Annotated in this window: 24 protein-coding genes; 16 read left to right on the top strand and 8 right to left on the bottom strand. The window is 66.6% G+C overall.

Features of this window, described 5'->3' with window-relative positions; all coding sequences use genetic code 11:
• Positions 1-68 precede the first annotated feature (68 nt).
• From ABD53_RS08265 to ABD53_RS15885, 4 genes are all read right to left on the bottom strand, one after another.
• Positions 69-851, bottom strand: coding sequence for a hypothetical protein (locus ABD53_RS08265; protein ID WP_047865283.1), 783 nt, complete (start codon positions 849-851; stop codon positions 69-71).
• Positions 835-1,683: an SAM hydrolase/SAM-dependent halogenase family protein gene (locus tag ABD53_RS08260; protein WP_047865282.1), complete on the bottom strand. Its 849-nt coding sequence runs from the start codon at positions 1,681-1,683 to the stop codon at positions 835-837. The genes ABD53_RS08265 and ABD53_RS08260 overlap by 17 nt, the downstream gene beginning before the upstream one ends.
• A 135-nt stretch (positions 1,684-1,818) precedes the next feature.
• A complete protein-coding gene (locus ABD53_RS08255; RefSeq protein WP_047865281.1) occupies positions 1,819-2,901 on the bottom strand; it encodes a type IV pilus twitching motility protein PilT in 1,083 nt (360 codons plus the stop codon).
• 62 nt (positions 2,902-2,963) lie between these two features.
• Positions 2,964-4,577, bottom strand: a complete 1,614-nt coding sequence (locus ABD53_RS15885; protein WP_053057833.1) for a glycosyltransferase — start codon at positions 4,575-4,577, stop codon at positions 2,964-2,966.
• A 214-nt stretch (positions 4,578-4,791) separates the two neighbouring features.
• Here ABD53_RS15885 and ABD53_RS08245 point away from each other — a divergent pair, with 214 nt between their 5' ends.
• Genes ABD53_RS08245 through ABD53_RS08225 form a run of 5 tightly spaced genes read left to right on the top strand, consistent with a single transcriptional unit; the run spans position 4,792 to position 8,558 of the window.
• Positions 4,792-5,100: an acylphosphatase gene (locus tag ABD53_RS08245; protein ID WP_047865358.1), complete on the top strand. Its 309-nt coding sequence runs from the start codon at positions 4,792-4,794 to the stop codon at positions 5,098-5,100.
• Positions 5,097-6,062 (top strand): ribonuclease HIII, encoded by a 966-nt coding sequence (locus tag ABD53_RS08240; RefSeq protein ID WP_047865280.1) that lies wholly within the window; start codon positions 5,097-5,099, stop codon positions 6,060-6,062. The genes ABD53_RS08245 and ABD53_RS08240 overlap by 4 nt, the downstream gene beginning before the upstream one ends.
• The gene (locus tag ABD53_RS08235) at positions 6,062-7,102 is read left to right on the top strand and encodes a threonine aldolase family protein (protein WP_047865279.1); all 1,041 of its coding nucleotides are present in this window, start codon (positions 6,062-6,064) and stop codon (positions 7,100-7,102) included. The genes ABD53_RS08240 and ABD53_RS08235 overlap by 1 nt, the downstream gene beginning before the upstream one ends.
• 11 nt (positions 7,103-7,113) lie before the next feature.
• The gene (locus ABD53_RS17250; RefSeq protein WP_160309648.1) at positions 7,114-7,596 is read left to right on the top strand and encodes a GNAT family N-acetyltransferase; all 483 of its coding nucleotides are present in this window, start codon (positions 7,114-7,116) and stop codon (positions 7,594-7,596) included.
• On the top strand, positions 7,593-8,558 hold the full coding sequence (locus tag ABD53_RS08225) for a proline dehydrogenase family protein (protein ID WP_047865277.1): 966 nt from the start codon (positions 7,593-7,595) through the stop codon (positions 8,556-8,558). The genes ABD53_RS17250 and ABD53_RS08225 overlap by 4 nt, the downstream gene beginning before the upstream one ends.
• A 104-nt stretch (positions 8,559-8,662) precedes the next feature.
• On the opposite strand, the gene ABD53_RS08220 is transcribed toward ABD53_RS08225, so the two are convergent.
• Positions 8,663-9,154 (bottom strand): GNAT family N-acetyltransferase, encoded by a 492-nt coding sequence (locus ABD53_RS08220; RefSeq protein ID WP_053057832.1) that lies wholly within the window; start codon positions 9,152-9,154, stop codon positions 8,663-8,665.
• A gap of 609 nt (positions 9,155-9,763) precedes the next feature.
• On the opposite strand from ABD53_RS08220, the gene glmS reads away from it, so the two are divergent.
• Both glmS and ABD53_RS08210 read left to right on the top strand, forming a co-directional pair.
• Entirely contained in the window at positions 9,764-11,650 is a 1,887-nt protein-coding gene (gene glmS / locus ABD53_RS08215) for a glutamine--fructose-6-phosphate transaminase (isomerizing) (protein ID WP_047865276.1), read from the top strand.
• A gap of 17 nt (positions 11,651-11,667) precedes the next feature.
• Positions 11,668-12,294, top strand: coding sequence for a LysE family translocator (locus ABD53_RS08210; RefSeq protein WP_053057831.1), 627 nt, complete (start codon positions 11,668-11,670; stop codon positions 12,292-12,294).
• A gap of 529 nt (positions 12,295-12,823) precedes the next feature.
• Here the strand turns inward: ABD53_RS08210 and ABD53_RS08205 are convergent.
• Entirely contained in the window at positions 12,824-13,690 is an 867-nt protein-coding gene (locus ABD53_RS08205) for a diacylglycerol/lipid kinase family protein (RefSeq protein WP_047865275.1), read from the bottom strand.
• A 99-nt stretch (positions 13,691-13,789) separates the two neighbouring features.
• Here ABD53_RS08205 and ABD53_RS08200 point away from each other — a divergent pair, with 99 nt between their 5' ends.
• The 4 genes from ABD53_RS08200 (at position 13,790) to alr (ending at position 17,409) form a co-directional block, all read left to right on the top strand.
• Positions 13,790-14,200: a holo-ACP synthase gene (locus tag ABD53_RS08200; protein ID WP_053057830.1), complete on the top strand. Its 411-nt coding sequence runs from the start codon at positions 13,790-13,792 to the stop codon at positions 14,198-14,200.
• The gene (locus tag ABD53_RS08195) at positions 14,197-15,714 is read left to right on the top strand and encodes a bifunctional ADP-dependent NAD(P)H-hydrate dehydratase/NAD(P)H-hydrate epimerase (RefSeq protein WP_047865274.1); all 1,518 of its coding nucleotides are present in this window, start codon (positions 14,197-14,199) and stop codon (positions 15,712-15,714) included. Before ABD53_RS08200 ends, ABD53_RS08195 begins: the two co-directional genes overlap by 4 nt.
• 106 nt (positions 15,715-15,820) lie before the next feature.
• Positions 15,821-16,300 (top strand): CBS domain-containing protein, encoded by a 480-nt coding sequence (locus ABD53_RS08190; protein ID WP_053057829.1) that lies wholly within the window; start codon positions 15,821-15,823, stop codon positions 16,298-16,300.
• Complete coding sequence (gene alr, locus ABD53_RS08185; RefSeq protein ID WP_047865273.1) at positions 16,297-17,409, top strand: alanine racemase; 1,113 nt, start codon at positions 16,297-16,299, stop codon at positions 17,407-17,409. Before ABD53_RS08190 ends, alr begins: the two co-directional genes overlap by 4 nt.
• Before the next feature lie 13 nt (positions 17,410-17,422).
• Here the strand turns inward: alr and ABD53_RS08180 are convergent, their stop codons facing one another.
• Both ABD53_RS08180 and ABD53_RS08175 read right to left on the bottom strand, forming a co-directional pair.
• Positions 17,423-17,854: a MarR family winged helix-turn-helix transcriptional regulator gene (locus tag ABD53_RS08180; RefSeq protein ID WP_047865272.1), complete on the bottom strand. Its 432-nt coding sequence runs from the start codon at positions 17,852-17,854 to the stop codon at positions 17,423-17,425.
• Positions 17,855-18,023: 169 nt separating this feature from the next.
• Complete coding sequence (locus tag ABD53_RS08175) at positions 18,024-18,857, bottom strand: alpha/beta fold hydrolase (protein ID WP_047865271.1); 834 nt, start codon at positions 18,855-18,857, stop codon at positions 18,024-18,026.
• A 299-nt stretch (positions 18,858-19,156) separates the two neighbouring features.
• Here ABD53_RS08175 and ABD53_RS08170 point away from each other — a divergent pair, with 299 nt between their 5' ends.
• From ABD53_RS08170 to ABD53_RS08150, 5 genes are all read left to right on the top strand, one after another.
• Complete coding sequence (locus ABD53_RS08170) at positions 19,157-19,519, top strand: hypothetical protein (protein WP_047865270.1); 363 nt, start codon at positions 19,157-19,159, stop codon at positions 19,517-19,519.
• Between the two features lie 28 nt (positions 19,520-19,547).
• A complete protein-coding gene (locus ABD53_RS08165; protein WP_047865269.1) occupies positions 19,548-20,432 on the top strand; it encodes an HD domain-containing protein in 885 nt (294 codons plus the stop codon).
• 105 nt (positions 20,433-20,537) lie between these two features.
• Entirely contained in the window at positions 20,538-21,437 is a 900-nt protein-coding gene (gene panC / locus ABD53_RS08160; RefSeq protein ID WP_047865268.1) for a pantoate--beta-alanine ligase, read from the top strand.
• A 137-nt stretch (positions 21,438-21,574) separates the two neighbouring features.
• A complete protein-coding gene (locus ABD53_RS08155) occupies positions 21,575-21,778 on the top strand; it encodes a PspC domain-containing protein (RefSeq protein WP_047865267.1) in 204 nt (67 codons plus the stop codon).
• 9 nt (positions 21,779-21,787) lie between these two features.
• Positions 21,788-22,420, top strand: a complete 633-nt coding sequence (locus tag ABD53_RS08150) for a uracil-DNA glycosylase (RefSeq protein WP_053057828.1) — start codon at positions 21,788-21,790, stop codon at positions 22,418-22,420.
• The last annotated feature ends 1 nt before the right edge of the window (position 22,421 follow it).

Raw genomic sequence — 22,421 nt, 5'->3', positions numbered from 1 at the left:
GGTATCCCTTCCGGGCGGGTTATACCGCGTTGCTTCATCCTGCCTTACGTTGCGCTATGCTCCTTGCATTAGCCGGACGGCGGTTCAGTGGTCTCGCCGAGAGCCTCGACGCGGCGGTTCAGGTCGTCCAGGTTCCTGATCAGGGACCCGGCGGCCTCCCGGGCGGGCTCGCCGCTCTCCAGGGATACCCGGACCACCCGGGAGCGGAGGGTGAGTAGCCGCTCGACCATGTCCGAGAGCTCCCGGTCCATGCGCTCGGCCTCCTGCTGGAGTCTCTGTATCTCCTCCTGGACGCCCCGGCCTCCGGTCTGGTTTCCCGATTCTGGCTCCCGGAGCTTCTGGAGCTCCAGGACTTCCGATCCCGCTTTTTCGCGGCGGTGGGCCAGATCCACCAGCCCGTTACCCAGCTCCCCGAGCTTGGGGACGGCGCCGGAAAGTACCTCGCGCGTTACCTCGTCGGACTCCTCTATAGCGGCTATCGTCTTGCGGCGCACCTCGAGCGCCGCCTCGACCTTCTCCCGGGTCTGTCCGCGCGGGAGCCAGCGGGCGCGGCGGTCGGGCGAGGGCTCCTTCGCTTCCTGCTCCGCTTCCGGGAGCCCCGGGCGCTGGCGGCCTTCAAGCATGCGCCTCTGGAAGAAAGGGTCGCGGGCGGAGAAAAAGACCGCGGCCCCGTACGTGGCCAGGGTCAGCGGCGGTACCCAGAAGGCCAGAGTGGTCAGGAACATCACGAGACCTACGAGCAGGATCAGCAGGTGCATCGGCCGCCGGGCAGAGGCCAGGGCGACCCGCCGCTGCTCTTCCCGGGAGAGCCCGGCCCAGCCGGGGGTATGCTGGTTATTCTCCTGGCTCATCCGGGGCTCCGGTTTCGAGCAGCGTTAACCTTACCCGGTGTCCGACCTTCAGGCCGAGGGCCTTGGCCGCGTTCCCCTGGTTTATGGAGATGCTCAGGCGCCGGTGGGAGTCGGGCACGACGAGCAGATCCCCGAACGCAGAGCCCCCGAAGGTCTCAGCGTAGCGGCACTTCAGGGCGCCCTCCGGGGTGTCTACCTTGAGCAGACAGCCGAACTCGAAGCCCGGCGTATCCTGGGAGGCGGAGAGCCTGACGTTACCGTAGCGGTCCACGGCGAGCACCCTGGTCTGGACACCGCCCGGGACAATGGTCCCTGCCTCGGGGAGCTCTAGCCGGACCAGCGTGTCAGGGTCCACGCCCTCGCCGAGGTCTGCCACCGGCACGCCGGAGGCGATCCTCGCGGCCACGGGGGCGAAGACGTCCCTGCCGTGGAAGGTGCTAGAAACCGGATGCACGTGATAGCGGTCGTCGGTCAGCGAGACCGCCTCCTCGACGCCGCCGAGGGTCTCGGCCGCCGGTACTAGTAGGCCGTTGTCCGGCCCGACGAGGCTAGCTCCGCCGGAGGTTCGGAGCGCCAGGGCCCGGCGCGTGGTGCCGACGCCGGGGTCTATGACGGCGAGGTACACGGCGTCGGCGGGCATGTAGCGGGTCGCGTGTTCGAGGACCTCGGAGCCGTATTCCAGGCCGAAGCCCGGCAGCTCGTGGGCCAGATCCACGACGTTCGCGGAGGGCAGGAGCGAGGAGATCACCCCCTTGCACACCCCGACGTAGTCGTCGCCGAGCCCGAAGTCCGACAGAAAGCAGATCACCCGCGTGCCCCGCGTCTCGTCCATGCCCGGAGTATAGAATCTGGCGGGGCTCCGCGCCTCCGGTCCTCGAGCCCCATCCGCTCCCGCCACACTACGCCCGGAGCTCTTCGGGAGATATTAGCGGTACTTAGCGATGCTAGCTAGCGGTACTTAGCGATGCTAGCGCGGTGCCCCGACCCCGAGAGACTGCGCCATGAGCTTGAAGTTCTGGGGCTGGCTGGCGACGCCCAGCGCCTCGGCGTAGTCTATGGTCCCTTCCTCGACGAGCTTCAGGAGCGCCTGGTCGTAGGTCTGCATCCCGTAGTACTCGCCCTCGGCGATGGCCTCGTGGATCTGGCCCGTCTGCTCCGGATCCAGGATAAAGTCCCGGATGCGGTTCGTGGCGACGAGCACCTCGCAGGCGGCGGCCCGACCCGCGCCGTCGGCGGTACGCAACAGCCTCTGGCCGACGATTCCCTTCAGCGTCCCGGCGAGCATGGTCCGCACCTGACCGCGTTCGTGCGGCGGGAAGAGGTCTATGATGCGGTTTACCGTCTCGGTGGCGTCCACCGTGTGCAGCGTCGAGAGGACGAGATGCCCCGTCTCGGCGGCGGAGAGCGCGATCTGGGCGCTCTCCGCGTCCCGGATCTCGCCGATGAGGATTATGTCCGGGTCCTGGCGCAGCACGCGCCGCAGGGCCCGGGCGAAGGAGTCCGTGTCCGCCCCGACCTCGCGCTGGTTTATGAGGCTCTCCCGGTCCCGGTGCAGGAACTCTATCGGGTCCTCTATGGTCACGATGTGCTTGCTGGAGGAGCGGTTTATGAGGTCGATCATGGACGCCAGCGTCGTGGACTTGCCGCTGCCGGTGGTGCCGGTCACGAGCACGATGCCGCGCTCCTGGGCGGCGAGCCTGCGGATTGCTTCCGGAAGCCCGAGGTCCTCGAACTTCGGCACCCCGAACGGTATGTGCCGCATGACTATGGAGATCGAGCCCCGCTGGCGGAAGGCGTTTACCCGCAGACGGCCCACGCCTTCGACCGCGTAGGAGAAGTCGGCCTCGCCCTGGGAGGCGAACTCCTCGGAGAGCTTCTGCGGCAGGATCTCCCCCAGTATCTCCTCCGTGTCCCGGGGGGTGAGCGGCTCGTGCTCGGAGCGTTGCATGCTGCCCTTCACCCGCATCGCGGGCGGCGACCCCACCTTCAGGTGCAGGTCGCTGCCCTCCCGCTCTACCAGCAGGCGCACCAACTCGTCTACCCTGGCCAACTTGAGACCGCCTTCCTCGTCGGATACCTCGTGCTAGAGTCCCAAGCCTGACTGGACCGGGCTCAGTCGGATTTTCGTACCGTGGGCCCTGACACTTTAGCGGGCGCTTCCTGAGGCCCCGGCTCCGGCGGGGGGTCGAAGATGCCGCCCGCATCCTGCACGTAGGCGGTCAGCCAGTGCAGGTCATCCTCCGAGAACCGGGCGCTGGCGCGCCGGGTGACGTAGAAGACGCCGCGCACCTGGTTGCCGAGCGAGACCGGGACCGCGAGCGAGTTGTCCCAACGCGCGTTGGTCCTCGCCTGCGGCAGCCGGCGCGGGCCGTTCACAACCAGCATCGGCTGTCCGTTCCCCAGCGCGAGCTCCGCGATGCTCCGGTCCGCCCCGGTGAGCCTGCCGCCGGAGGAGAGGCCGACGGTCTCGGTGTCCCCGGCCCGCACCAGCGCCACCAGATCCGCCCCGAGCGCCGAGCGCACCCTGTCGGCCACCGCGTCCGGGCCTTCCTCCGGGTCGGGGTAATCTGGCTTCGAGGGCCGGAAGACCACCCGGGAGTTGAGCGTGAAGTTCACCATCATGCCCGCCAGGATGCCCAGGAAGTTGAAGAAGACGTAGTAGGGGAAGGCCTCGGTCACGTACTTCAGAAGCGGGTAGTACACGGCGAAGTTCGCCCCGATGCCGATAATCGCCACCGGATACGCCAGCGCCCCGCGCGCCAGAAAGTGTATGCGGCTGGCGTGCCGGATGTCGCGCCAGGTAAACGCGCTGTTCAGGAGAAAGTTGGAGAGCGTGGAGAGCCCGACGGCGAACATCCAGGCGATGACCTTGTGGGCGTTTACGTACTCGGCGAGCAGGATCAGGACCGCCATGTTCACCAGCACGCCCGACGCCCCGACCATCGCGAACTTCCAGAACCTCCCCGCCGATGGCACGTACCAGAACAGGCTCGCCAGGTGAGACAGGTACTCCGCGCCTTGCCCGAGGCTCGCCTTCGATACCCCGGCGTTTCGCGCCTGGAAGTTGAACGGGACCTCTACCACCTTGAGGTCCGGGGCGCAGACCAGGATCTCGACCAGTATCTTGAACCCCGTCGGCCTTAGCTGGATCCCCGAGATCGCCTCGTTGCGTACCAGGAAGAAGCCGGTCATCGGGTCGGTGGTCTTGCGGGCCTCCCGGAACACTATCTGCGCCAGGTACTTGCTGCCGGTCGAGACTGCGCGCCTCAGGGGGCCGGAGAGCCCCTCGTAGCTCCCCCCGGAGACGTAGCGGCTGGCGACCACCACGTCCGAGCCCTCGTTATCGGCGGTCCCCAGCATCTCGCGCACCTTCTGCGGCGGGTGCTGGAGGTCGGCGTCCATGACACAGGTGTACTCGCTGGCCTCCGAGACCGTGTCTATACCCGTCGTAACGGCGGTCGAGAGCCCGCCTTCCCGGTCCTCGCCTTCGCGGTGGATCAGGGTTATCCGGGGGTCTTCCTCTGCCAGGGAGCGTACTATCTCCGGGGTCTCGTCGGTGGAGTCGTCCACGAACACGAGCCGGTAATCTATGTCCGACAGGCTTTGCCGGACCTCGGAGACCAGCCTGGGCACGTTGCCCGCCTCGTTGCGGGTCGGGACGACAAGGGTGAGCCTGGAGCGCCCGGCTCCGTCCGCCTCTGGCGGCTCCGAACCTCCCGGTAGCACCTGACTCCCCGATTCCATAGCCGTGCTAGGCTAGCATACCCGTGACCCCGGCCCAAGTTACGCGCTGCGCCCCACGCCTGCGCCCCGCTCCTGGCGGACTTTTCACCACAGAGACCTGGACGTTAGACTCTGGATGCTCCCGCTGGCGGACCCGGGGGAGCGCGTACCGTAAGCTATCGCCGGAGCGCCGGCGGGTATAGTGGGGGTGAGGATCTTGCAGGGCGAAACAGAGGATAGAGAGAGGGCTCACGTATACGTCTCGGGCCGCGTGCAAGGCGTGTTTTTCCGGGATGCGGCCCGCCAGGAGGCGAACCGGCTCGGGCTCTCCGGGTGGGCCTCGAACCTGCCGGACGGCCGGGTCGAGGCGGCCTTCGAGGGAGAGTCCAGTAGCGTGCGGCAGATGATCCGGTGGTGCGAAGAGGGCTCGCCCGAGGCCTCCGTCGAGAGCGTGGAGACGGAGTTCGAGGAGCCCGGAGAAAGCCAGGGCGGCTCGGAAAACTCGGGAGACTTCGAGATCCGGTGAGCAGAGCCGGCGAGGCCCCCGCGGACCTGCGGCGTCTGCTCGATGGGGCGGGGGCCGAAATCTCCGAGGGCCGCAAGATAGACCACGGCGTCCAGCACCGCATCTTCCGGGGCCCGGAGAAGGTGACCCTCAACCTCTATGATAGCGGCAAGGCGCTGGTTCAGGGCAAGGAGTCCGACCTCAAGGGTCTGCTGGAGGGCTGGAAACAGGAGCGGCGGCCCGCCACGGCGTCCACGGCATTCAGAGCGTCCAAAGCATCTAACAGGGCGTCTAACAGAGCGCCCGGAGAAGACGGCACTACGAACGGAGGTGCGAAAGCCTCTGCCCAGAGTCCCAGCCGGACCGGCACCGACGAGGCCGGGAAAGGGGACTACTTCGGGCCGCTGGTGGTCGCCGGGGCGCGGGTCCGGGACGCGGAGACGGACCGGGCGCTGCGCGGGCTCGGGGTGCGGGACTCCAAGCTGCTCACAACCGTCCAGGCCGTGGAGCTGGCGGAGGGCATCGAGGAGGTGCTCGGGCCGGAGAACGTGCGTGTGTCGTGCCTGGAGCCGATGGAGTTTGAGCGCCGCCGCTCAAAGGCGGGCGAGAACGTAAACCGGCTGCTCGGGGAACTGAACGTCGAGATCCTCGCAGAGCTGGGCGGCGTTGAGAGGTTCGTGGTGGACGAGTTCGCGAAGAAGGCCCGCTCCTACATAGAGCCCGGAACCCCCGACAGGGTAGAGCTGGAGGTGAGGCCGCGCGCCGAGGATGATATGGCGGTCGCGGCGGCCTCTATCCTGGCCCGCGCCCGCTACCTGCGAGAGATGGACCAACTCTCCCGGTGGGCCGGGTTTACCCTGCCGCGCGGCTCCACCCACGTAAAGGCCGCCGCCCGGCGGCTGTACGCCGCGCGGGGCCGTGAGGGGCTGGAGCGGGCCGCGAAGGTGAGCTTCTCCATAACCACCAGCATCGGGGCCGTGTGATGGCCGGGGTTACGGGAGGAGAGAAGACGATAGACCTGCGCAGCGACACGGTGACGCGGCCCACGCCCGGCATGCGGAGTGCGATGGCCGAGGCCCCCGTCGGCGATGACGTTTTCGGGGAGGACCCGACCGTGGAGCGTCTGGAGCGGCACGTCGCCGGGGTCCTGGGGAAGGAGGCCGCGCTCTACGCCCCGTCGGGCACGATGACTAACCAGATCGGGGTGATGGTGAACACCGCCCGCGCTGACGAGATCCTTCTTCACGAAACCTCCCACATATTCAACTACGAGGGTGGCGCTCCGGCATTGCTATCCGGCGTCCAGGCCCGGCAACTATCCGGTGAGGCCGGGATCATAAGCCCGGATACCCTCCGCGCCGCCGTCCCTCCCGAGAACATCCACTTCGCCCGGCCCGCCCTCCTGTGTCTGGAGAACACCCACAACGTATCCGGAGGCCGGATCTTCCCGCTACAAGATTTCGCCGCCGTCGCCGCCGAGGCCCACGGCCTCGGCCTGCGGGTCCACCTCGATAGCGCGAGGCTCTTCAACGCGGCCGTCGCGACCGGCGTCCCGGCCTCTGAATGGGCCGAGCACGCGGATACGGTATCGGTGTGCTCTTCCAAGGGCCTCGGCGCTCCGGTCGGGTCGCTGCTCGCCGGGAGCGAGGAGACTATCCGCGAGGCCCGGCGCGCCCGCAAGGCGCTCGGCGGCGGGATGCGCCAGGCTGGGATGATCGCCGCAGGCTCCCTCTACGCCTTCGAGCACCACGTCGGGCGGCTGGCGGAGGATCACGCCCGCGCCCGCCGTCTCGCGGAGGGTCTCGCCGAATCCGGGTACGAGGCGATGCCGCCACAGACCAACATCGTGCTCGTGCGGGCCGAGCGCCCGGCGGACCTGACCCAGGCTCTCCAGCGAGAGGGAGTGCTCGTCACCCCCGGCGGCAGCGGCTACGTCCGCCTCTGCACCCACCTCGACGTGGACGACGGAGATATCGAGGCCGCGATACGGGCCGCCGGTCGTGCCGTGGCGAGGTCCGCCTGACCGTGGAGCCCGTGGAGGTGGGACCGGCCCCGGCGGACGATCTCCGGCCCCCGCTACGGCTGCTGGAGGCCGAGCTCAGGGAAGGTGAGCCACTCCCCGAGGAGATCGTGCGCTCGCTCGCGGACGCGGTGCGCGCCGGGGAGGCGGATGTGATCACGGCCAGAGCGGCCAGAGAAACGTCCGAGACCGGATCGGACGCGGTGCTCGGAACGGCGCTACTCTACTACCGGCTGAACCTCTCCTCCGGCGGCCGTTTCGCGAGCTTCGAGGAGCTGCACGTCGCCCCCGGCAGCCGGGGCCGGGGCGTAGGCCGGGCGCTGCTGGCGGAGGTAGAGCGGCGTTGCTCCGAGAAAGGCATCTCCTACATAGAGGCCCAGATCATAGCGGAGTCTGTAGAGTTCTTCTTCTATATGGGCTACGAGTCCGAGCCAGATCTGAAAGTGCTCTCCCGGTCCATAGCTTTTGGCGGTTATCAAGCTGAGGAGGACATATGAAAGACGCTACACCGGAGATTGAAGATGCTGACCGGGCAGCGTTAGCTCTAAAAGGTATAGCTCGTGACGAGAGCATAAAGGCTTACATACTGAGTGAGCCGAACTTACGCGCCGTACTGTTACGATCCGCCAGACGTTTTATCGGTGGTGAGCAGCTAGAAGAGTGTTTGACCGGCGCGCAATCTTTCAACAGTGAAGGCTTCGCCGTAACCATCGATTACATGGGTGAGAGTACCCGCGACGAGCAGATAGCCAGGGAAGCCGTGCAAGAGTTTGAGACCGTCATCGACTCGATTTTGCGCTGGGGGCTGGATTCCTCTGTCTCCCTGGACCTATCTCATATAGGTCTCGCCGTGGATGAAGAACTTTGTTATAGCCAAGCCTACCGGCTGGCGGAGAGAGCCAGACGCGCTGGTCTGGAGATGATGATCAGTATGGAAGGCTCTGAGAGGACAGAGCAAGTGTTGTCCATATATCATCGGCTCGCCGAACGTTTCGAGAACGTAGGCGTAACTCTTCAAGTGTATCTACGTCGCACCCCTGAGGATATGGAAGCGGTACTCAAGCATCCGGGACGTATACGCTTGGTCAAAGGTGCCTTTGAAGAGCCCGAAGAGGCGACGATAATGAAAGGGGTAGAGACCGACGCAGCCTATCGTTCTTGCGTGGAAAGGGTACTGTCCGAGGGCCACCCTTGCTCGATCTCTACCCACGACCAGCAGTTGCTTGAGCATGCTGATAGGTTCGTCCGAGATAACGAGCTCTCGACCGACAACATAGAATTCGAGATGCTAAAAGGAGTAGAGTTAGAACGTCTAGCTAGAATGCGCGATCTCGGATACGGAGCCCGCGTTTATCTGCCTTACGGTGAGGAATGGTACCTATACCTCTGCCACCGGCTGGCCGAGCATCCTCCCAACATATATCAAGCTATATCTGATGCCGCGGATGTTCAGGGTTGATCGTGGATAAGAAAACTTCACTTTGCGCACCCGGCCTTGTGGCGCTTCTCAAAATTGCTCTAAAGGTTTCTTTGGACTCCAAAATTGATCGCCAAAAGTGACCTCTACAACTCTGAGACGGCGTAGACCGAGACCTCTCGGAAGCCGAGCTCCCGGTACAGCTTGCGGGCCCGCTCGTTTCCGGCTGCGACCTGTAGGGAGACGCCGTCGGCGCCGCGGTCGGCGGCCCACTCGCGGCAGCGGCGCACGAGCTCCCGGCCCACGCCCCGGCTGCGATGCTCGGGTGCCACGTAGATGTCGTCTACCGAGGCCCAGGTCTTCGGGGAGAAAGTCGGTGACCCCTCGCGGAGCTCCCCGGAGAGGAAGCCGATCACGCCTCCCTCATCCGGCTCGACCGCGACGAGCAGGAAGGCGTGACCTCCGCTCGCCAGGTCCGCGAGAAAGCGCCGCATGGTCCTCTCGGCCTGCGGGGAGGTCCGGTAGACCTCATCGTACTCCGTGTGCTCTTCCGCACTCTGCATCCAGAGCCGGGCCGCCTCCGGCGCGTCTTCCCGGCGTCCGGGGCGTACGGCATAGTCTCCGTCAGCGTTAGACATAACCACAATCCTAGCGGATGCCCCGGGCGGATGCTTCCGGCCCTCCCCGCTGCCTGCGGCATGTCTCCAGCGCCGTTCAGAGGCAACAGGGGTCTTTTAAAGCTCCGTGCGGCGGGGTATGCTGCCCGTGTGCCGGAGAGGCCGAGAGTGAGGAGGTAAGCTAGAGTACAGGAGTACGGAGGCTCACCGGATACAAGCCGGTAAGCCGCGTGAGTTAGAAAAGTTAGCGAGAGGCTCTGGCGGGAGCGCGGTTTTACCGCAGCTCGGGTCGGAGCGGAGGACGGTCAGCGAGAGCTGCAAGAACGGCAAGAGCAGATATAGCGCCAGGGCTCCCGGCGTGAGAGGCGGGGAGTCGACGAGGTAGACGTTATCGAGTTATTCGGCGGATGCGTCTCGGCCTTCGGGTGGTCGAGAGGGCGGTGGTAAAACCCCGGCGGTGACGCCGGGAACAAAGCCCCGCCCGGACCCGGAGCACTCCAGGCTGTTCCTGTGGCCCCAGGTGATCCCACATGTATCTACGTACCTACGGATCTGTGGACCTGGCCGTGCCTGCTCGCTATTACGTTGGAGCTACGGAAGCTAAGGGAGTTACGGAAGGAGAAGGCTGGGATGTGCGGAATAGTCGGTTACGTGGGCGAAAACGGGTGTGTCGAGGTCCTGATGGAGGGACTCGGGCATCTGGAGTACCGGGGCTATGACTCGGCGGGGCTCGCCCTCGCCGCACCCGACACGGACGAGATATGGCGTGTCCGGCGTGTGGGCCCCCTGAGGAATCTTACCGAGGCGCTGGCCGAGACGAACGGATCTCTCGGCGGCGTGCGGAGCGGTATAGGCCACACCCGCTGGGCGACACACGGGCGGCCTACGGAGGCGAACGCCCACCCGCACGTCGGCGCCGCGGGTAACGCCCGGGCGGAGGCCGGACGGGTCGCCGTGGTGCACAACGGTATCGTCGAGAATCACGCCGGGCTGCGGCGCGAGCTCGAAAGCAGGGGTCACGGCTTCGTCTCGGAGACCGACACCGAGGTCATAGCCCACCTGCTCTCGGAGCGGGTGGAGGCCGGAGAGGGGCTGCGGGAGGCCGTGGCCGCCACACTCGGCAGGCTTACGGGATCTTTCGCAATCGCCGCGGTCAGCGCCGACGAGCCGGATACGATAGTCGCCGCCCGGCACCAGAGCCCTTTGATCGTCGGGCTCGGAGAGGGAGAGAACTTCCTGGCCAGCGCGGTGCAGGCCCTCGTCGGTCGCACCCGGCGTTTTCTGGTGGTCGAGAACGGTGAGATCGCGACCATCACCGGCTCGAAGGTCGGGATCACGACCCCGGACGGCCGGCCCGTCGAGCGCGACTACTTCGAGGTTGACTGGAGCCCGGAGGCCGTGGAGCTCGGCGGCTACGAGGACTACATGCACAAGGAGATCCACGAGCAGCCCGGCGCCCTGGCCCGAACCCTCTCCGGCCGTCTGGACACCGAAGGGAACCTCGACCTCTCCGAGCTAGACCTCGACCTTACGGATATAGACCGTGTCGTGGTCGCGGCCTGCGGCACGGCCTATCATGCGGGGCTTCTCGGGAAGACCGTCATAGAGCGGCTGTGCCGGATCCCGGTGGACGTGGAGATCGCGAGCGAGTACCGTTACTCGGACCCCATCGGCGACGGGCGGACGCTGGTGGTCGCCATCTCCCAGAGCGGCGAGACCACCGACACGCTGGCGGCGGTCGAGTCCGCCCGGGGCTTCGGCGGCAAGGTGCTCGCCCTAACCAACACCCGGGACTCGCTAATTACCCGCGAGGCCGACGCAGTTCTGCTCACCCACGCGGGCCCGGAGATAGCCGTCGCCTCCACGAAGGCTTTTACCACCCAGATCGCGGCCATGTACCTGCTCGCGCTCGGGCTCGCGGAGGCGCGGGGGACTCTACCCGAGGACGGGCGCCGAGAGCTCGGACAGGAGCTACGCCGCTCGCCCGACAGGGTGGAGGAGGCGCTGGCCCTGCTAGAGGGCGAGGACGGCGTGAGCCGGATGCGGCGGGCCGTCGGCATCTTCGAGGAGGCCCGATGCTCGCTCTTTCTCGGGCGCGGCGTCTCGTTTCCCATCGCGCTGGAGGGGGCGCTGAAGCTGAAGGAGATCTCCTACCTCCCCTCCGAGGGATACCCGGCGGGCGAGATGAAGCACGGTCCGATAGCGCTCGTGGACGACTACTGCCCGGTCGTCGCCATCCTGGGCCACGGCGTGTACCGGGAGAAGACGCTCTCCAATGTCGAGGAGACGATGGCCCGCGGCGCCCGCGTCATAACCGTGGCCGCAGAGGGAGACCCGGAAGCCGAGCGGGTCGCGGAGTCCACCCTGCCGCTACCTGCCTCGGCGCTCGAAACCCCCGAGCTGAGCCCGCTAGTGGTCTGCGTGCCGCTACAGCTCCTCGCCTACCACGTGGCGAAGTTCCGCGGGCTGGACGTGGACAAGCCCCGCAACCTCGCGAAAAGCGTAACCGTGGAGTAGAAGGTGAGAATTTGAGTGTGCTGCCGGAAGGTTCGAGTCTACTGTTTTTACTGGGCGCGTCGCTGGCCTTGATCGCGACCCCGGGCCAGGACAACCTGTACGTGCTGACGCGCGGTGTGGCCCAGGGCCGGAGGGCGGCGCTCGTCTCCTCGTGGGGAGTGTGCGCCGGGCTGCTCGTACACACCACGCTCGCCGCCGCCGGGCTCTCAGCGATACTGGCGAGCAGCGCCGCCGCTTTCCAGGTCGTAAAGTATGCGGGGGCGGCTTATCTAGTGTACCTTGGTGTAAAGACGCTCTTTGATAGAGAGAGTTTCTCCGTACCAGAGAGCGGGCGTCTGGCGGCGGGGCTCAGGAGCATCTTCGCGCAGGGCCTCCTCACGAACGTGCTGAACCCGAAGGTCGCGCTTTTCTTTCTGGCTTTCCTGCCGCAGTTCGCGGGCTCCGGCGGGGCGTTGGGCTTCCTCTCGCTCGGGGCGGCTTTTACGTTGCTCACACTGGTGTTTACCGGGGTGATCGCGCTTTTCTCCGGAGCTCTGGGCGGCTGGTTTAGAGGCAGACCCGGACCGGCGAAGGCTCTGGGATACGTTACGGGTGGGGTGATTGTCGGCCTCGGGTTGCGGCTGGCTTTCGCCGAAAGTGGATAGAACCTAAAATATAATAGCCGCCAAGGTTCGCAATCTCTTGAAAGAGTAGGAGTCTAGTAATTCTCATGAGCAGGCTCCTCGCTCGATACAAAGGCTTCTCTCCTGGGAAGATTGCTTACCAAAACTTCTAGTGCTACGGTTAAGTAGCTGGATTTCGTACAGGAGAACGGATGATTTCAACACGTGCGTTCACTAGAGTTATCTTGCCACTTTTACTTCTTGGTAACGGGCCTTGGTTGCTTTCAAAGTTTGTAGAGTTTCCAAACGTAATTGATACGGTGCTTTTATGGTTACTCGGGTTATGTACCGCACTTGCACTCGGATTTGGTGTCGTAGTTGCCACCACCGATAAGCTCGATAAGTTTTTCCTTGAAGATGAGAGTCATTAACTTATTTCTTACGAGAAGTCTACCTCTCAATTTCGCGTAGCTCCGAGGTTAGCCTGAAGACCTTCTCCACCCGTTTTCGAGACGTTCTGCGAGCGCTGTGTAGATCTTATTCGGAACCTTGCTCTCTGCTGGACATCTATTCACCGGATCACACGCAGGCTGGAGGGGTCGACGCGGAATGACATCGGCAGGCAGCCCCAGATCTCGCCGTCGAGCTGCACGGGGACTTTCTCGCCCAGGGCGCGCGCGCTAACCTCCGCGCCGGAGAACGTCGGCGAGAAGCCGGAGAGTGGCTGGCGGGCGAAGATGCGTCCCAGGTAGTCCGGGCGGAGCAGGGAGCCGACCTTCTCGACCCTGACCACGGAGAGCTCGCCGCTGGTTAGAGATACCTCGTCTATCACCTTGAAATCGCCGCCGTAGTGACTGGTGTTGGCGACGATGGCGAACTGGGTGGTGTATACCTCGTCGCCGTGGGTGAGCTCGAACTTTGGCATCTCGCTCTTGAAATAGACCTGGAAGGCGGTCAGCGTGAATGCTGAAGTTTTGAGGTGGCGTTTCATGTGAGGGTCAACCTCGCCGATCACGCTCGCGTCGAAACCGATGCCCGCCATGCAGGCAAAGCGGCGCTCCACGCTCTCGCAGTCGGTCGCCACCCCGACGTCTATGTCGATGGTCTGACCGCGGATGATCCTCTTGCACGCGGCCTCCAGCCTCATCGGGAGATCCAGCTCCCGCGCCAGGACGTTGGCTGTGCCGAGTGGCAGGATGCCCAGGGTCGCCTCGGCGGAGATGCCGTTTATTATCTCGTTTACCGTGCCGTCGCCGCCGGCGGCCACGATCAGGCCGTCCCCGGCCTTTGCGGCGAGCTCGGTGGCGTGCTCGGGGTACTCGGTGGGCCAGATCTCGGCCTCTATGCCGCCGGACTCCAGGATCTCGGCGCAGCGTTCCAGCTTGCCCTCGCCCCCCGCCCGGCCCGCGCCCCGGTTGCCTATGATCACCGCCGTCATGGCCTCTATAATATGTCTTTTGGCGGAGCATCACCTGAGTGGGACGCTGGCCGCCGTGAACATGACCCGTAAAACCCGCGACAGGAGCGGAAGAGCGCCTTGGAAAATCTCCCAGAGAACTTCTACGTGCCAGAGGTCGGGGTGGACGTCGTGGACTGTGGGCGGATGAAGTTCGCCCTGGAGCGAACGCCCCGTATCCGCCAGAGGCTGTTTACCGGGGATGAGATCTCCTACTGCGAGAAGTACCGCTTCTACGAGCGCCACTACGCCGGACGCTGGGCCGCCAAGGAGGCCGTGTGCAAGGCGCTGGGCTGCGGCCTCATACAGTGGAACGGGGTAGAGGTGATCCGGCAGCGCCGCCGCGCCCCCTACGTGCGGCTGATGGGCAAGATCTCGGATTTCGCGAAGCTGGTCGGGGTGCGCGAAGAGGACATCTCCATCTCCATAACCCACTCCGAGCTTTCCGCAGTCGCCGTCTGCCAGATCCGGCGAAACGGCCCAGCCTCGTGAGGATCTTCACCGCGGACGAGATGTCTCGGGCGGATGCCGCGGCCCAGGAGCTCGGCATCCCGGGCATCGTCCTGATGGAACGGGCCTCGGCCGGGATGATGCGGGAGATACTCAGACGTTTCGAGCCCCGCCGCGCCCTGGTGGTCTGCGGCGGCGGCAACAACGGCGGCGACGGGTTCGTGATCGCCCGCGAGCTGCACCGCCACGGCGTCGGGGTTACGGTCGTGGCAACCAAAGACGATTACTCCGGCGACCCGGAGACGAACCTCGCCGTGCTGCGGAGCCTCGGCGTCGGTATCCACGGCCCCGAACGGCTCGGCGAGCTTCTGGAGGCGCTGGACGGCGCGGATCTCGTCGTGGACGCCCTGCTCGGCACCGGATTTCACGGCGAGGTGCGCGAGAAGGAGGCCGCCCTGATCCGGGAGATAAACCACTCCCGGGCGAAGACCGTCGCGGTCGACGTGCCTTCCGGGGTAGACGGCTCGACAGGGGAGGTAGAGGGCGAGGCCATAAGGGCCGACCTGACCGTCTGCGCCCACGCGGCGAAGGCTGGGTGCGTGATCTCACCCGGCTTCCAGCACTCCGGCGAGGTCGCGGTCGTGGACATCGGCATCCCGCCCGAGGCGGACGCCGAGCCCTCGATACGCCTGACCGACGCCGCCTCTCTACGGGGAACGCTGCCGCGCACGGGGCTGTCCGCCCACAAGTACTCCGCCGGTGCGCCGCTCATCGTGGCCGGATCCCGCGCCATGACCGGGGCGGCGGCGATGGCCGCGAGGGGGGCGCAGCGCGCGGGCTGCGGCATAGTGTTCCTCGTCGTGCCGGAGAGCGCGGCCTCGGCGCTCGATGCGGAGCTTACCGAGGTGCTCGTGTACGGTGCTCCCGAGGACGAGAACGGCTATCTGGGAGCCGGGGCGCTGGATACGATACTGGACCACGCCGGGAAGGCGACGGCGCTCGCCTGCGGGCCGGCTCTCGGCGGCGGCGAGGGCACCCGGGAGCTCGTGGAAGGGATGCTCTCCGGCACGGACATCCCGGCCCTGCTGGATGCCGATGCGGTCACGAGCCTCTCCGGCTCCCGATCCATAGCGGATCGAGACGCGCCGACCGTCATAACGCCCCACGACGGCGAGCTTGGGAGGCTCTCCGGGGCCGGGGCTCGAGAGGTGTCCGCACACCGGCTGCGGTACGCTCGGGAGGCCGCGGAGGAACACGGCTGCACGGTGCTCCTGAAAGGGCCCGATACCCTGGTCGTCCGGGGAGAGGAGAGGGCGGTGAACTCCACCGGCTCTACCCCGGCGCTCGCGACCGGCGGCACCGGGGACGTTCTGACGGGTGTGATCGGGGCCCTGCTCTCCCGTGGCATGGACGGGTACGAGGCCGCCCGGGCCGGAGCCTGGGCCCACGGGCAGGCGGCGGAGCTGTGGCTCGCCGACACCGGCTGGCCCGCCGAGAGCCTAGCCGCCACGGATCTCCTGCCCTATCTGCCTCTAGCCTTCGCCGAGATATTGTAGCTCTTGTACCCCGGGGCCCGTGGGGCCTCGGGCGGATGCAGTAGTATCGTGGGCTGGAGCCCGCCGTGAAAAAAGGATCGTAAGCTCATAATCGAGGGGAGAGCCAGTGGAAGAGCAAGACGTCCGTAACATCCGGGTGAGCGAGGTCATGCACGAGGACTGGCCGACGCTCTCGCCGGACGACACCATAGAGACCGCGATAGGGCTCTTCGCCGAGCGGCGCATCCCCGGCGCGCCGGTCGTCGAGGACGGCGCCGTCGCGGGCATCGTGACCGAGGGCGACCTCATACTCCAGGACGCCAATATCCGCACCCCGGGCTTTCTGGAGATACTCGGCGGCGTGGTGCCATTCGGCGACTGGGGAGAGTACAAGGAGGAGACCATAAAGAGCGCGGGCGTCGCCGTCGGCCAGGTGATGACCGCCGAGACCGTATCAATCCCGCCCGAGGCCGCGCTGTCGGAGGCCGCGACCGCGATGGTGCGTGAGCGGAAGAAGATCCTGCCGGTGGAGGACCAGGGCCGCCTCGTCGGGGTCGTAACCCGCATGGACATCCTGAAGCTCCACCTCAAGAGCCCCGGAAGTTGACCGGAGAGCCTCTCCGGGAAAGCCCCGCCCGAACCGCCGCCCGCATAGACCTCTCTGCGGTCCGCCACAACGTGCGCACCCTGATCGGACGCGCCGGAGGAGCCCGGCTGATGGCGGTCGTAAAGGCCGACGCCTACGGCCACGGCGCGGTGGAGGTGGCGCGAGCCGCGCTATCCGCCGGGGCCGACTCCCTGGCCGTCGTGACCGCCGAGGAGGGCGCGGAGCTCAGGGACGCCGGTATCGGAGCCCCGGTCCTAGTCTTTACCGACCTGCTCCCGGAGAAGCTCGCGCTCGCCGCCTCCAGGGGCCTCACGGTGACGGCACACTCCCCGCAGAGCGCGCGCCGTATCGCCGCGGTGCCCGGGCTGCGGGCGCACCTCAAGGTAAACACGGGGATGAACCGCTGGGGTGTGGCGCCGGATGAAGTGGGGGAGGCGCGGCGCGTGCTCGGCGACCGGCTGACCGGCGTCTACACCCACCTCGCCTGCGCGGACTCCGACCCGGAGGACTCCGGCTCCACCCGGCGGCAGCTAGCCCTGTTCGAGGAAGTTCTGGATGCGGGCTCCTTTGCCGGGCTCACCGTACACGCCGCGAACTCGGCGGGCACGCTGTGGCATCCCCGCTCCCGCTACGACCTCGTGCGGCCCGGAGTGGCCATCTATGGCATGCACCCTCAGGGCGACGAGGGAGACCCCCACGAGGAGGGTCTGCGTCCGGTCATGAGCCTCGTCAGCTACGTTGCGGACACGCGGCGGCTGGAGCCCGGCGACGGGGTATCGTACGGGCTTACCTTCCGGGCCGAGGAGCCGATGTACGCCGCCACGGTGCCTGCCGGATACGCCGAGGGCTACCGCCGCACGCTCTCGAACGCCGGGGTGGCGATCGTGCGCGGGGAGCGGCGGCCCGTGCTCGGGCGGGTGACGATGGATGCGATGGTGCTCGGGGTTGACGGCGTGGTCGAGGTCGGCGACGAGGTGGTGCTGGTCGGCGAGCAGGCCGGCGAGAGGGTCGGCGCGGAGGAGCTTGGCCGGTTGGCGGGCACGATCAACTACGAGATCACGACCGGCGTAAACCCCCGCCGGGTCGAGCGGATCTACATCGGGCGATAGCCGGGTCCGGCCGTTACCCGGAGGCAGACCGGTACAGCGAGGATCTAAGGCTCGCGAGCCTGCCGACGAGCTTCTCCATCTCTCCCGGGGCCAGGTCCGCGGCCTGTTCTATGGCGGCGGGAATGTGCCGGGCCCGCTCTTTGAGCTCCCGGCCGGACCTGGTCAGCGTAACCTCCAGCTCGCGCTCGTCCTCTTCCCGGCGGCGGCGCAGCACCAGACCGGAGCCTTCGAGACGCTTGAGTAGCGGAGACAGGGTGCCGGAGTCCAGCTCCAGTTCCCGGCCGAGCTCGTTTACCAGCCGGGGCGAGCTATCCCAGAGGAGCACCATGACCAGATACTGGGGATACGTGAGGCCGAGCTCACCGAGCAGCGGCCTGTAAACCGCCGTCATCGCGCGGGAGGCGGCGTGGAGCTCGAAGCACAGCATGTCCTCCGGCTGCAGCATCTTCTCTTTACCCGATGTCTTCTCCAAATAGTCCAATATACGACATATACCATACTCGCCCCGTAAAAAGCGAGCCGGACCTACTCCCCCGGTCCGGCTCACCCCTGACAGAGGCCGTAACGTCTAGCGTCCGTACCCCCCGCCCGACGTTAACCGGCGCTGCCCGGCGTTAGCCGAGGAAGTCCAGCAGCGCGCGGTTGAAATCTTCCGGGTGGGTGGCGTTGAGGCCGTGCGGCGCGCCTTCGATGAGGGCCAGCGTGCTGTCCGGGATCGTCTCGTGCGAACGTCGGCCGCTGACCTCGAACGGGACGATGCCGTCGGAGTCGCCGTGGATTATGAGGGTCGGCACGTCGAACTTCTCCAGGTCCTCGCGGAAGTCGGTGCGCCCGAACGCCTCTATGCAGTCCAGCGTACCCTTGGGCGAGGCGAAGGCCGCGATGTCGCGGTGATACAGCCGGCTCGGCTCGCTGACGAGGTCGTCCCGGTCTCCGGCGGTAAAGAAGTTCTTGGTGAACTCCTCCAGGAACGCGATGCGGTCGCCGCGCACACCGTCCTTGAACTGCTGGATGGTGGCGTCGTCCAGCCCGCCGTCGGGGTTGTCCTCGCTCTGGTACAGATACGGCGGCACCGCGGCGGCGAGCACGGCCCTCGAGACGCGAGAGGTGCCGTAATTGCCGATGTAGCGGGCGACCTCGCCGCTGCCCATCGAGAACCCGACGAGCGTCACGTCCCGGAGGTCCAGCTCGGTGAGCAACGCGTCGAGGTCCGCCGCGAAGGTGTCGTAGTCGTAGCCGGCCCACGGCTGGGACGAGCTCCCGAAGCCCCGGCGGTCATAGGTGATTACCCGGTGACCGGCTGAGACGAGCGCCGGTACCTGATTCTCCCACGACCGCCCCGAGAGCGGCCAGCCGTGGATCAGGACGACCGGGCTACCGGAGCCGTGATCCTCGTAGTAAAGCTCTACCGGCGTGCTGTTCTCTTCTCCAACCTTCAAAAATGCCACTATGAAACCTCCTCAGCCCCGCAAACAGGGCCGTGTCCGAACTCCGTAGCTACTCTTTGAACTCCTCGACTTTCCAACCTGTACCTTCCGGTAAACCTCCCGATATCCTGCCTGACCCCGCCCGCAACCTCCCGGCGCAACCAGCGGGATAACTCCGACGCGCACATTATATTTGGCGCAATCTAATTGTCCAATGCTTAAATTCATACACGATTTTCGGTCGGGGAGGTTGGGCCGGGTCCGTGTGCGATAGACTGGTCTTTGCGTATCGAACCATTGCACCGAGAGGAGCCCCGGAGTTGTTGAAGGACCTCAACTGGAGATCAGCCTTTCGCCGGGCGACGATCTTTACCCTGATCTGGCTCGGCATAGTCTACGTTACGAGCGTTATTTGGCCGCAGAGCTTCGGCATCGAGATCCCCGAGGAGCTGCCGTTTCTCGCGATAAACGCCGTGTTCTTCTTCTTCATCTTCACCCTGTTCTCGGCCTTTACCGAGCGCCAGAGAGCGCAGCGGGCACAGCGGGCGCAGCAGGCTAAGAGCAAGGGCGGCTCCGGTAACGGGCGCGCCGCGGGCTCCGGGGAAGACGACGGGGAGGCCGGGCCCCTGAAGGGCCGTCCGAACCCGAACACCAGCCGCAAGAAGGCCCGTCGCCGCCGCTAGGCGCGTCGAACGAGCCCGTGAGACCCTCTTGGAACATCCCGTAGACCCCGCAGCCGGAATAACCGGAATAACCGGAGCTGGCGAGAGCCGGTCGGGCCCGGCGCAGGCCCTCTTCGCCGCGCTGGAGCCGCCCCTGCGGCCGGAGCTCGTGCTGGAGGCGGTGCCGGAGCTCGGGCTCGCCCGGGGCGTGGGTCAGGGGGACTTTCATCACCTCGACGCCTTCGGCCACATACTGCAGACCATCCGGGAGGTGGAGCGCGAGCTCGACGAGGAGAGTCTGGGGGCGAGGGTACCGCCCGAGAGACGCGCCGGGCTGCGGCTGGTGGGCCTGCTGCACGATATTGCGAAGCCCATCACCCGGGGTGAGATAGAGGGCCGGGTGCTCTTCGTCGCCCACGATACCCTGGGCGCGTGCTATGCCCACGATATCTGCCGCCGGCTCGGGGTGTCTGCCGGGGATACGGACCTCGCCGTGACGCTGACCGCCCTGCACCTGAAGATAGGTTTCATGTCCAACCCGAGCTCGGACTACCCGCCGCGGCGGCTGGCTCGGGCGGCCGGACCGTTCGCCGAGGAGCTCGCGGTGCTCTCCCTGGCCGACCGGCTCGCCGCCCGGGGCGCCAGGCTCAAGCCCGAGCACGTCGAGCGCCACCGCGAGCTGTGTGCGGATTTCCTGCGGGAGAGCCGCCGGCTGGGCGAGAGAGAGCCCGCCGCACAGATGCCGCCGGACTACCGGGCCCTCGCAGGGAGGCTCGGACGGGGGAGACCGGAGGATGACGCCGATGCGGGCCGCGCGGCGGGCCACCTGCGGCTACTGGCGGCCCGCGGGGTGGACGACGAGGAGGCGTTGGCGCAGACGGCCGCGATGTTTCCGGATCGGACACCGCGAACCGACGCCACAGGTCCTTCATAAAGGGCTCCGTGAGGAGCCCTGCGGGCAGGCGCCACCGGGCGTCGAGGACCATGACGGCTGGTCGTTGAGGGTCAACAAGGTTAACAAGTTGGACGAGGAGTGGTAATGGAGGTGCTGAGGAACGCCGGGGACATGCGGTCGTTCGCCGGTAAGTCCGGCGGAGCCGTTGGGGAGTCATCCGTGGGGCTGGTGCCCACGATGGGGTACCTGCACGAGGGGCATCTCTCGCTCGTGAGACGGGCCAGGCGGGAGTGCGGGGCCGTGGTCGTCTCCATCTTCGTGAACCCGCTGCAGTTCGGTCCGGCGGAGGATCTCGACCGCTATCCCCGGGACGAGGAGCGTGATCTTCGGCTGGCCGAGGAGGCCGGGGTGGACGCGGTGTTCCTGCCCCGCCCCGAGGAGATGTATCCGGTCGGCTTCACGACCGAGGTGCGGGTGCGGGGCCTCGAGGACGTGCTCGAAGGCGCATCCCGGCCCGGACACTTCGCCGGGGTCGCGACCGTGCTCGTAAAGCTCCTGAACGTGGTCGGGCCGGACCGGATGTACATGGGCCAGAAAGACGCCCAGCAGGCCGTCGTGGTGCGGCGCATGATGCGGGATCTCGGGTTTGCGGCGAGCCTCGTGGTCTGCCCCACGGTGCGCGAGCGGGACGGGCTGGCCCTGAGCTCGCGCAACGTGTACCTCTCCGCCGCCGGGCGCGAGGCGGCCCTGGCGATTCCACGCGCACTCCGGGCCGCTGAGGAGGCCGGTCAAGCCGGGGACGGGGAGCCTCCGGCCCGGCTCGCCCACAGGCTGCGCGAGCTGGTGAAGGGGGATCTCACCCTACAAGAGGGCCTGGAGGTGGACTACGTGTCGGCCGCCGACGCCGAGAGCCTGGGAGACGCCGCGGACGGCACGCGGGCGATACTGCTCTCCTGCGCCGCAAAGGCCGGCGACACCCGGCTCATAGACAACGTGGTCGTCCGGCTAGAGCCGGAGAAAGCGGTCCAATCACCGCTGTTATAGACTGAGAGACTGTAGAGACGACCGTAACGCCTACCGGCTCCGGTCGGCCCCGGTGGATTACGAAAAGTCGTGAGGGAAGTAATGAGAGTAATGAGAATTATGAGAAGTTACGGAATCACGGGAGGTGTGGAGATCTCATGGGCGGACTGAAGAGGTCCAAGAGCGACCGTTGGATCATGGGCGTCTGCGGCGGCATAGCCCGGGAGATGGGCGTGGCCTCCGTCTGGGTCCGGCTGGCGACGGTGGCGGCGGTGATCTTCATCCCCGGGCCCGGCACCTTGATCGTCGGCGGGGCTTACGTGGCCCTAGGCTACTTCCTGCCAGAGTCCGACGAGATCTAAGGCGTATCCTTGGACTTCGCGGAGGCCCAGAAGGAGGCCCTGGGTTGCAGGCGGTGCGGTCTGTGCCACAGCCGGAGCCAGGTGGTCTTCGGTGAGGGCCCGCTAAACGCGGAGCTGTTCGTGGTCGGAGAGGCACCGGGCTTCAATGAGGACCGCGAGGGCCGGACCTTCCAGGGGGCGTCCGGGATGCTGCTCGACCGGCTGCTTGGCTCTATCGGGCTGGGCCGGGACCGGGCCTACCTGACCACGCTCGTCAAGTGCCGGCCGCCCGGCACCCCGCCAAGAGGGCCGAAGCCGGCCGAGATCAACTCCTGCCGCGAGTACCTGATGAGCCAGCTGGCGGCGGTAGATCCGAAGGTCGTCCTCGCGCTCGGGGACCTCGCGAGCCGGCTGCTCACGGGCCGCAAGGAGGCCGTGTCCCGCATCCGGGGCCGGGCCGTGCCGCTGGACGGCCGGTTCGTCTTCCCGACTCTCTCGCTGCCGCGGGCGCTCTACACCCCGGCCGACCGGGCCCTCCTGCTATCGGACTTCGGGCGTCTGCCGGAGCTCCTCTCCGCCGAACGCCCGGCCACCTATGGCACCCTGAACATCCCCGGCGGCGAGACCGGAGCCAGAGAGCCCGCGCAGCCGGAGCTCTTCTAAA

The sequence above is a fragment of the Rubrobacter aplysinae genome, assembly GCF_001029505.1.
Lineage (GTDB): Bacteria > Actinomycetota > Rubrobacteria > Rubrobacterales > Rubrobacteraceae > Rubrobacter_A > Rubrobacter_A aplysinae.
This window is presented reverse-complemented; position numbering and strand designations above follow the sequence as displayed.

What these genes read in the sequence shown, in the direction of transcription:
- ABD53_RS08265 (WP_047865283.1), bottom strand. Translation starts at nt 851, where the DNA reads ATGAGCCAGGAGAATAACCAGCATACCCCCGGCTGGGCCGGGCTCTCC.
- glmS (WP_047865276.1), top strand. Translation starts at nt 9,764, where the DNA reads ATGTGCGGAATAGTCGGTTACGTGGGCGAAAACGGGTGTGTCGAGGTC.
- ABD53_RS08180 (WP_047865272.1), bottom strand. Translation starts at nt 17,854, where the DNA reads ATGCTGCAGCCGGAGGACATGCTGTGCTTCGAGCTCCACGCCGCCTCC.
- ABD53_RS08205 (WP_047865275.1), bottom strand. Translation starts at nt 13,690, where the DNA reads ATGACGGCGGTGATCATAGGCAACCGGGGCGCGGGCCGGGCGGGGGGC.
- ABD53_RS08235 (WP_047865279.1), top strand. Translation starts at nt 6,062, where the DNA reads ATGGCCGGGGTTACGGGAGGAGAGAAGACGATAGACCTGCGCAGCGAC.
- ABD53_RS08260 (WP_047865282.1), bottom strand. Translation starts at nt 1,683, where the DNA reads ATGGACGAGACGCGGGGCACGCGGGTGATCTGCTTTCTGTCGGACTTC.
- ABD53_RS08225 (WP_047865277.1), top strand. Translation starts at nt 7,593, where the DNA reads ATGAAAGACGCTACACCGGAGATTGAAGATGCTGACCGGGCAGCGTTA.
- ABD53_RS08155 (WP_047865267.1), top strand. Translation starts at nt 21,575, where the DNA reads ATGGGCGGACTGAAGAGGTCCAAGAGCGACCGTTGGATCATGGGCGTC.
- ABD53_RS08220 (WP_053057832.1), bottom strand. Translation starts at nt 9,154, where the DNA reads ATGTCTAACGCTGACGGAGACTATGCCGTACGCCCCGGACGCCGGGAA.
- panC (WP_047865268.1), top strand. Translation starts at nt 20,538, where the DNA reads ATGGAGGTGCTGAGGAACGCCGGGGACATGCGGTCGTTCGCCGGTAAG.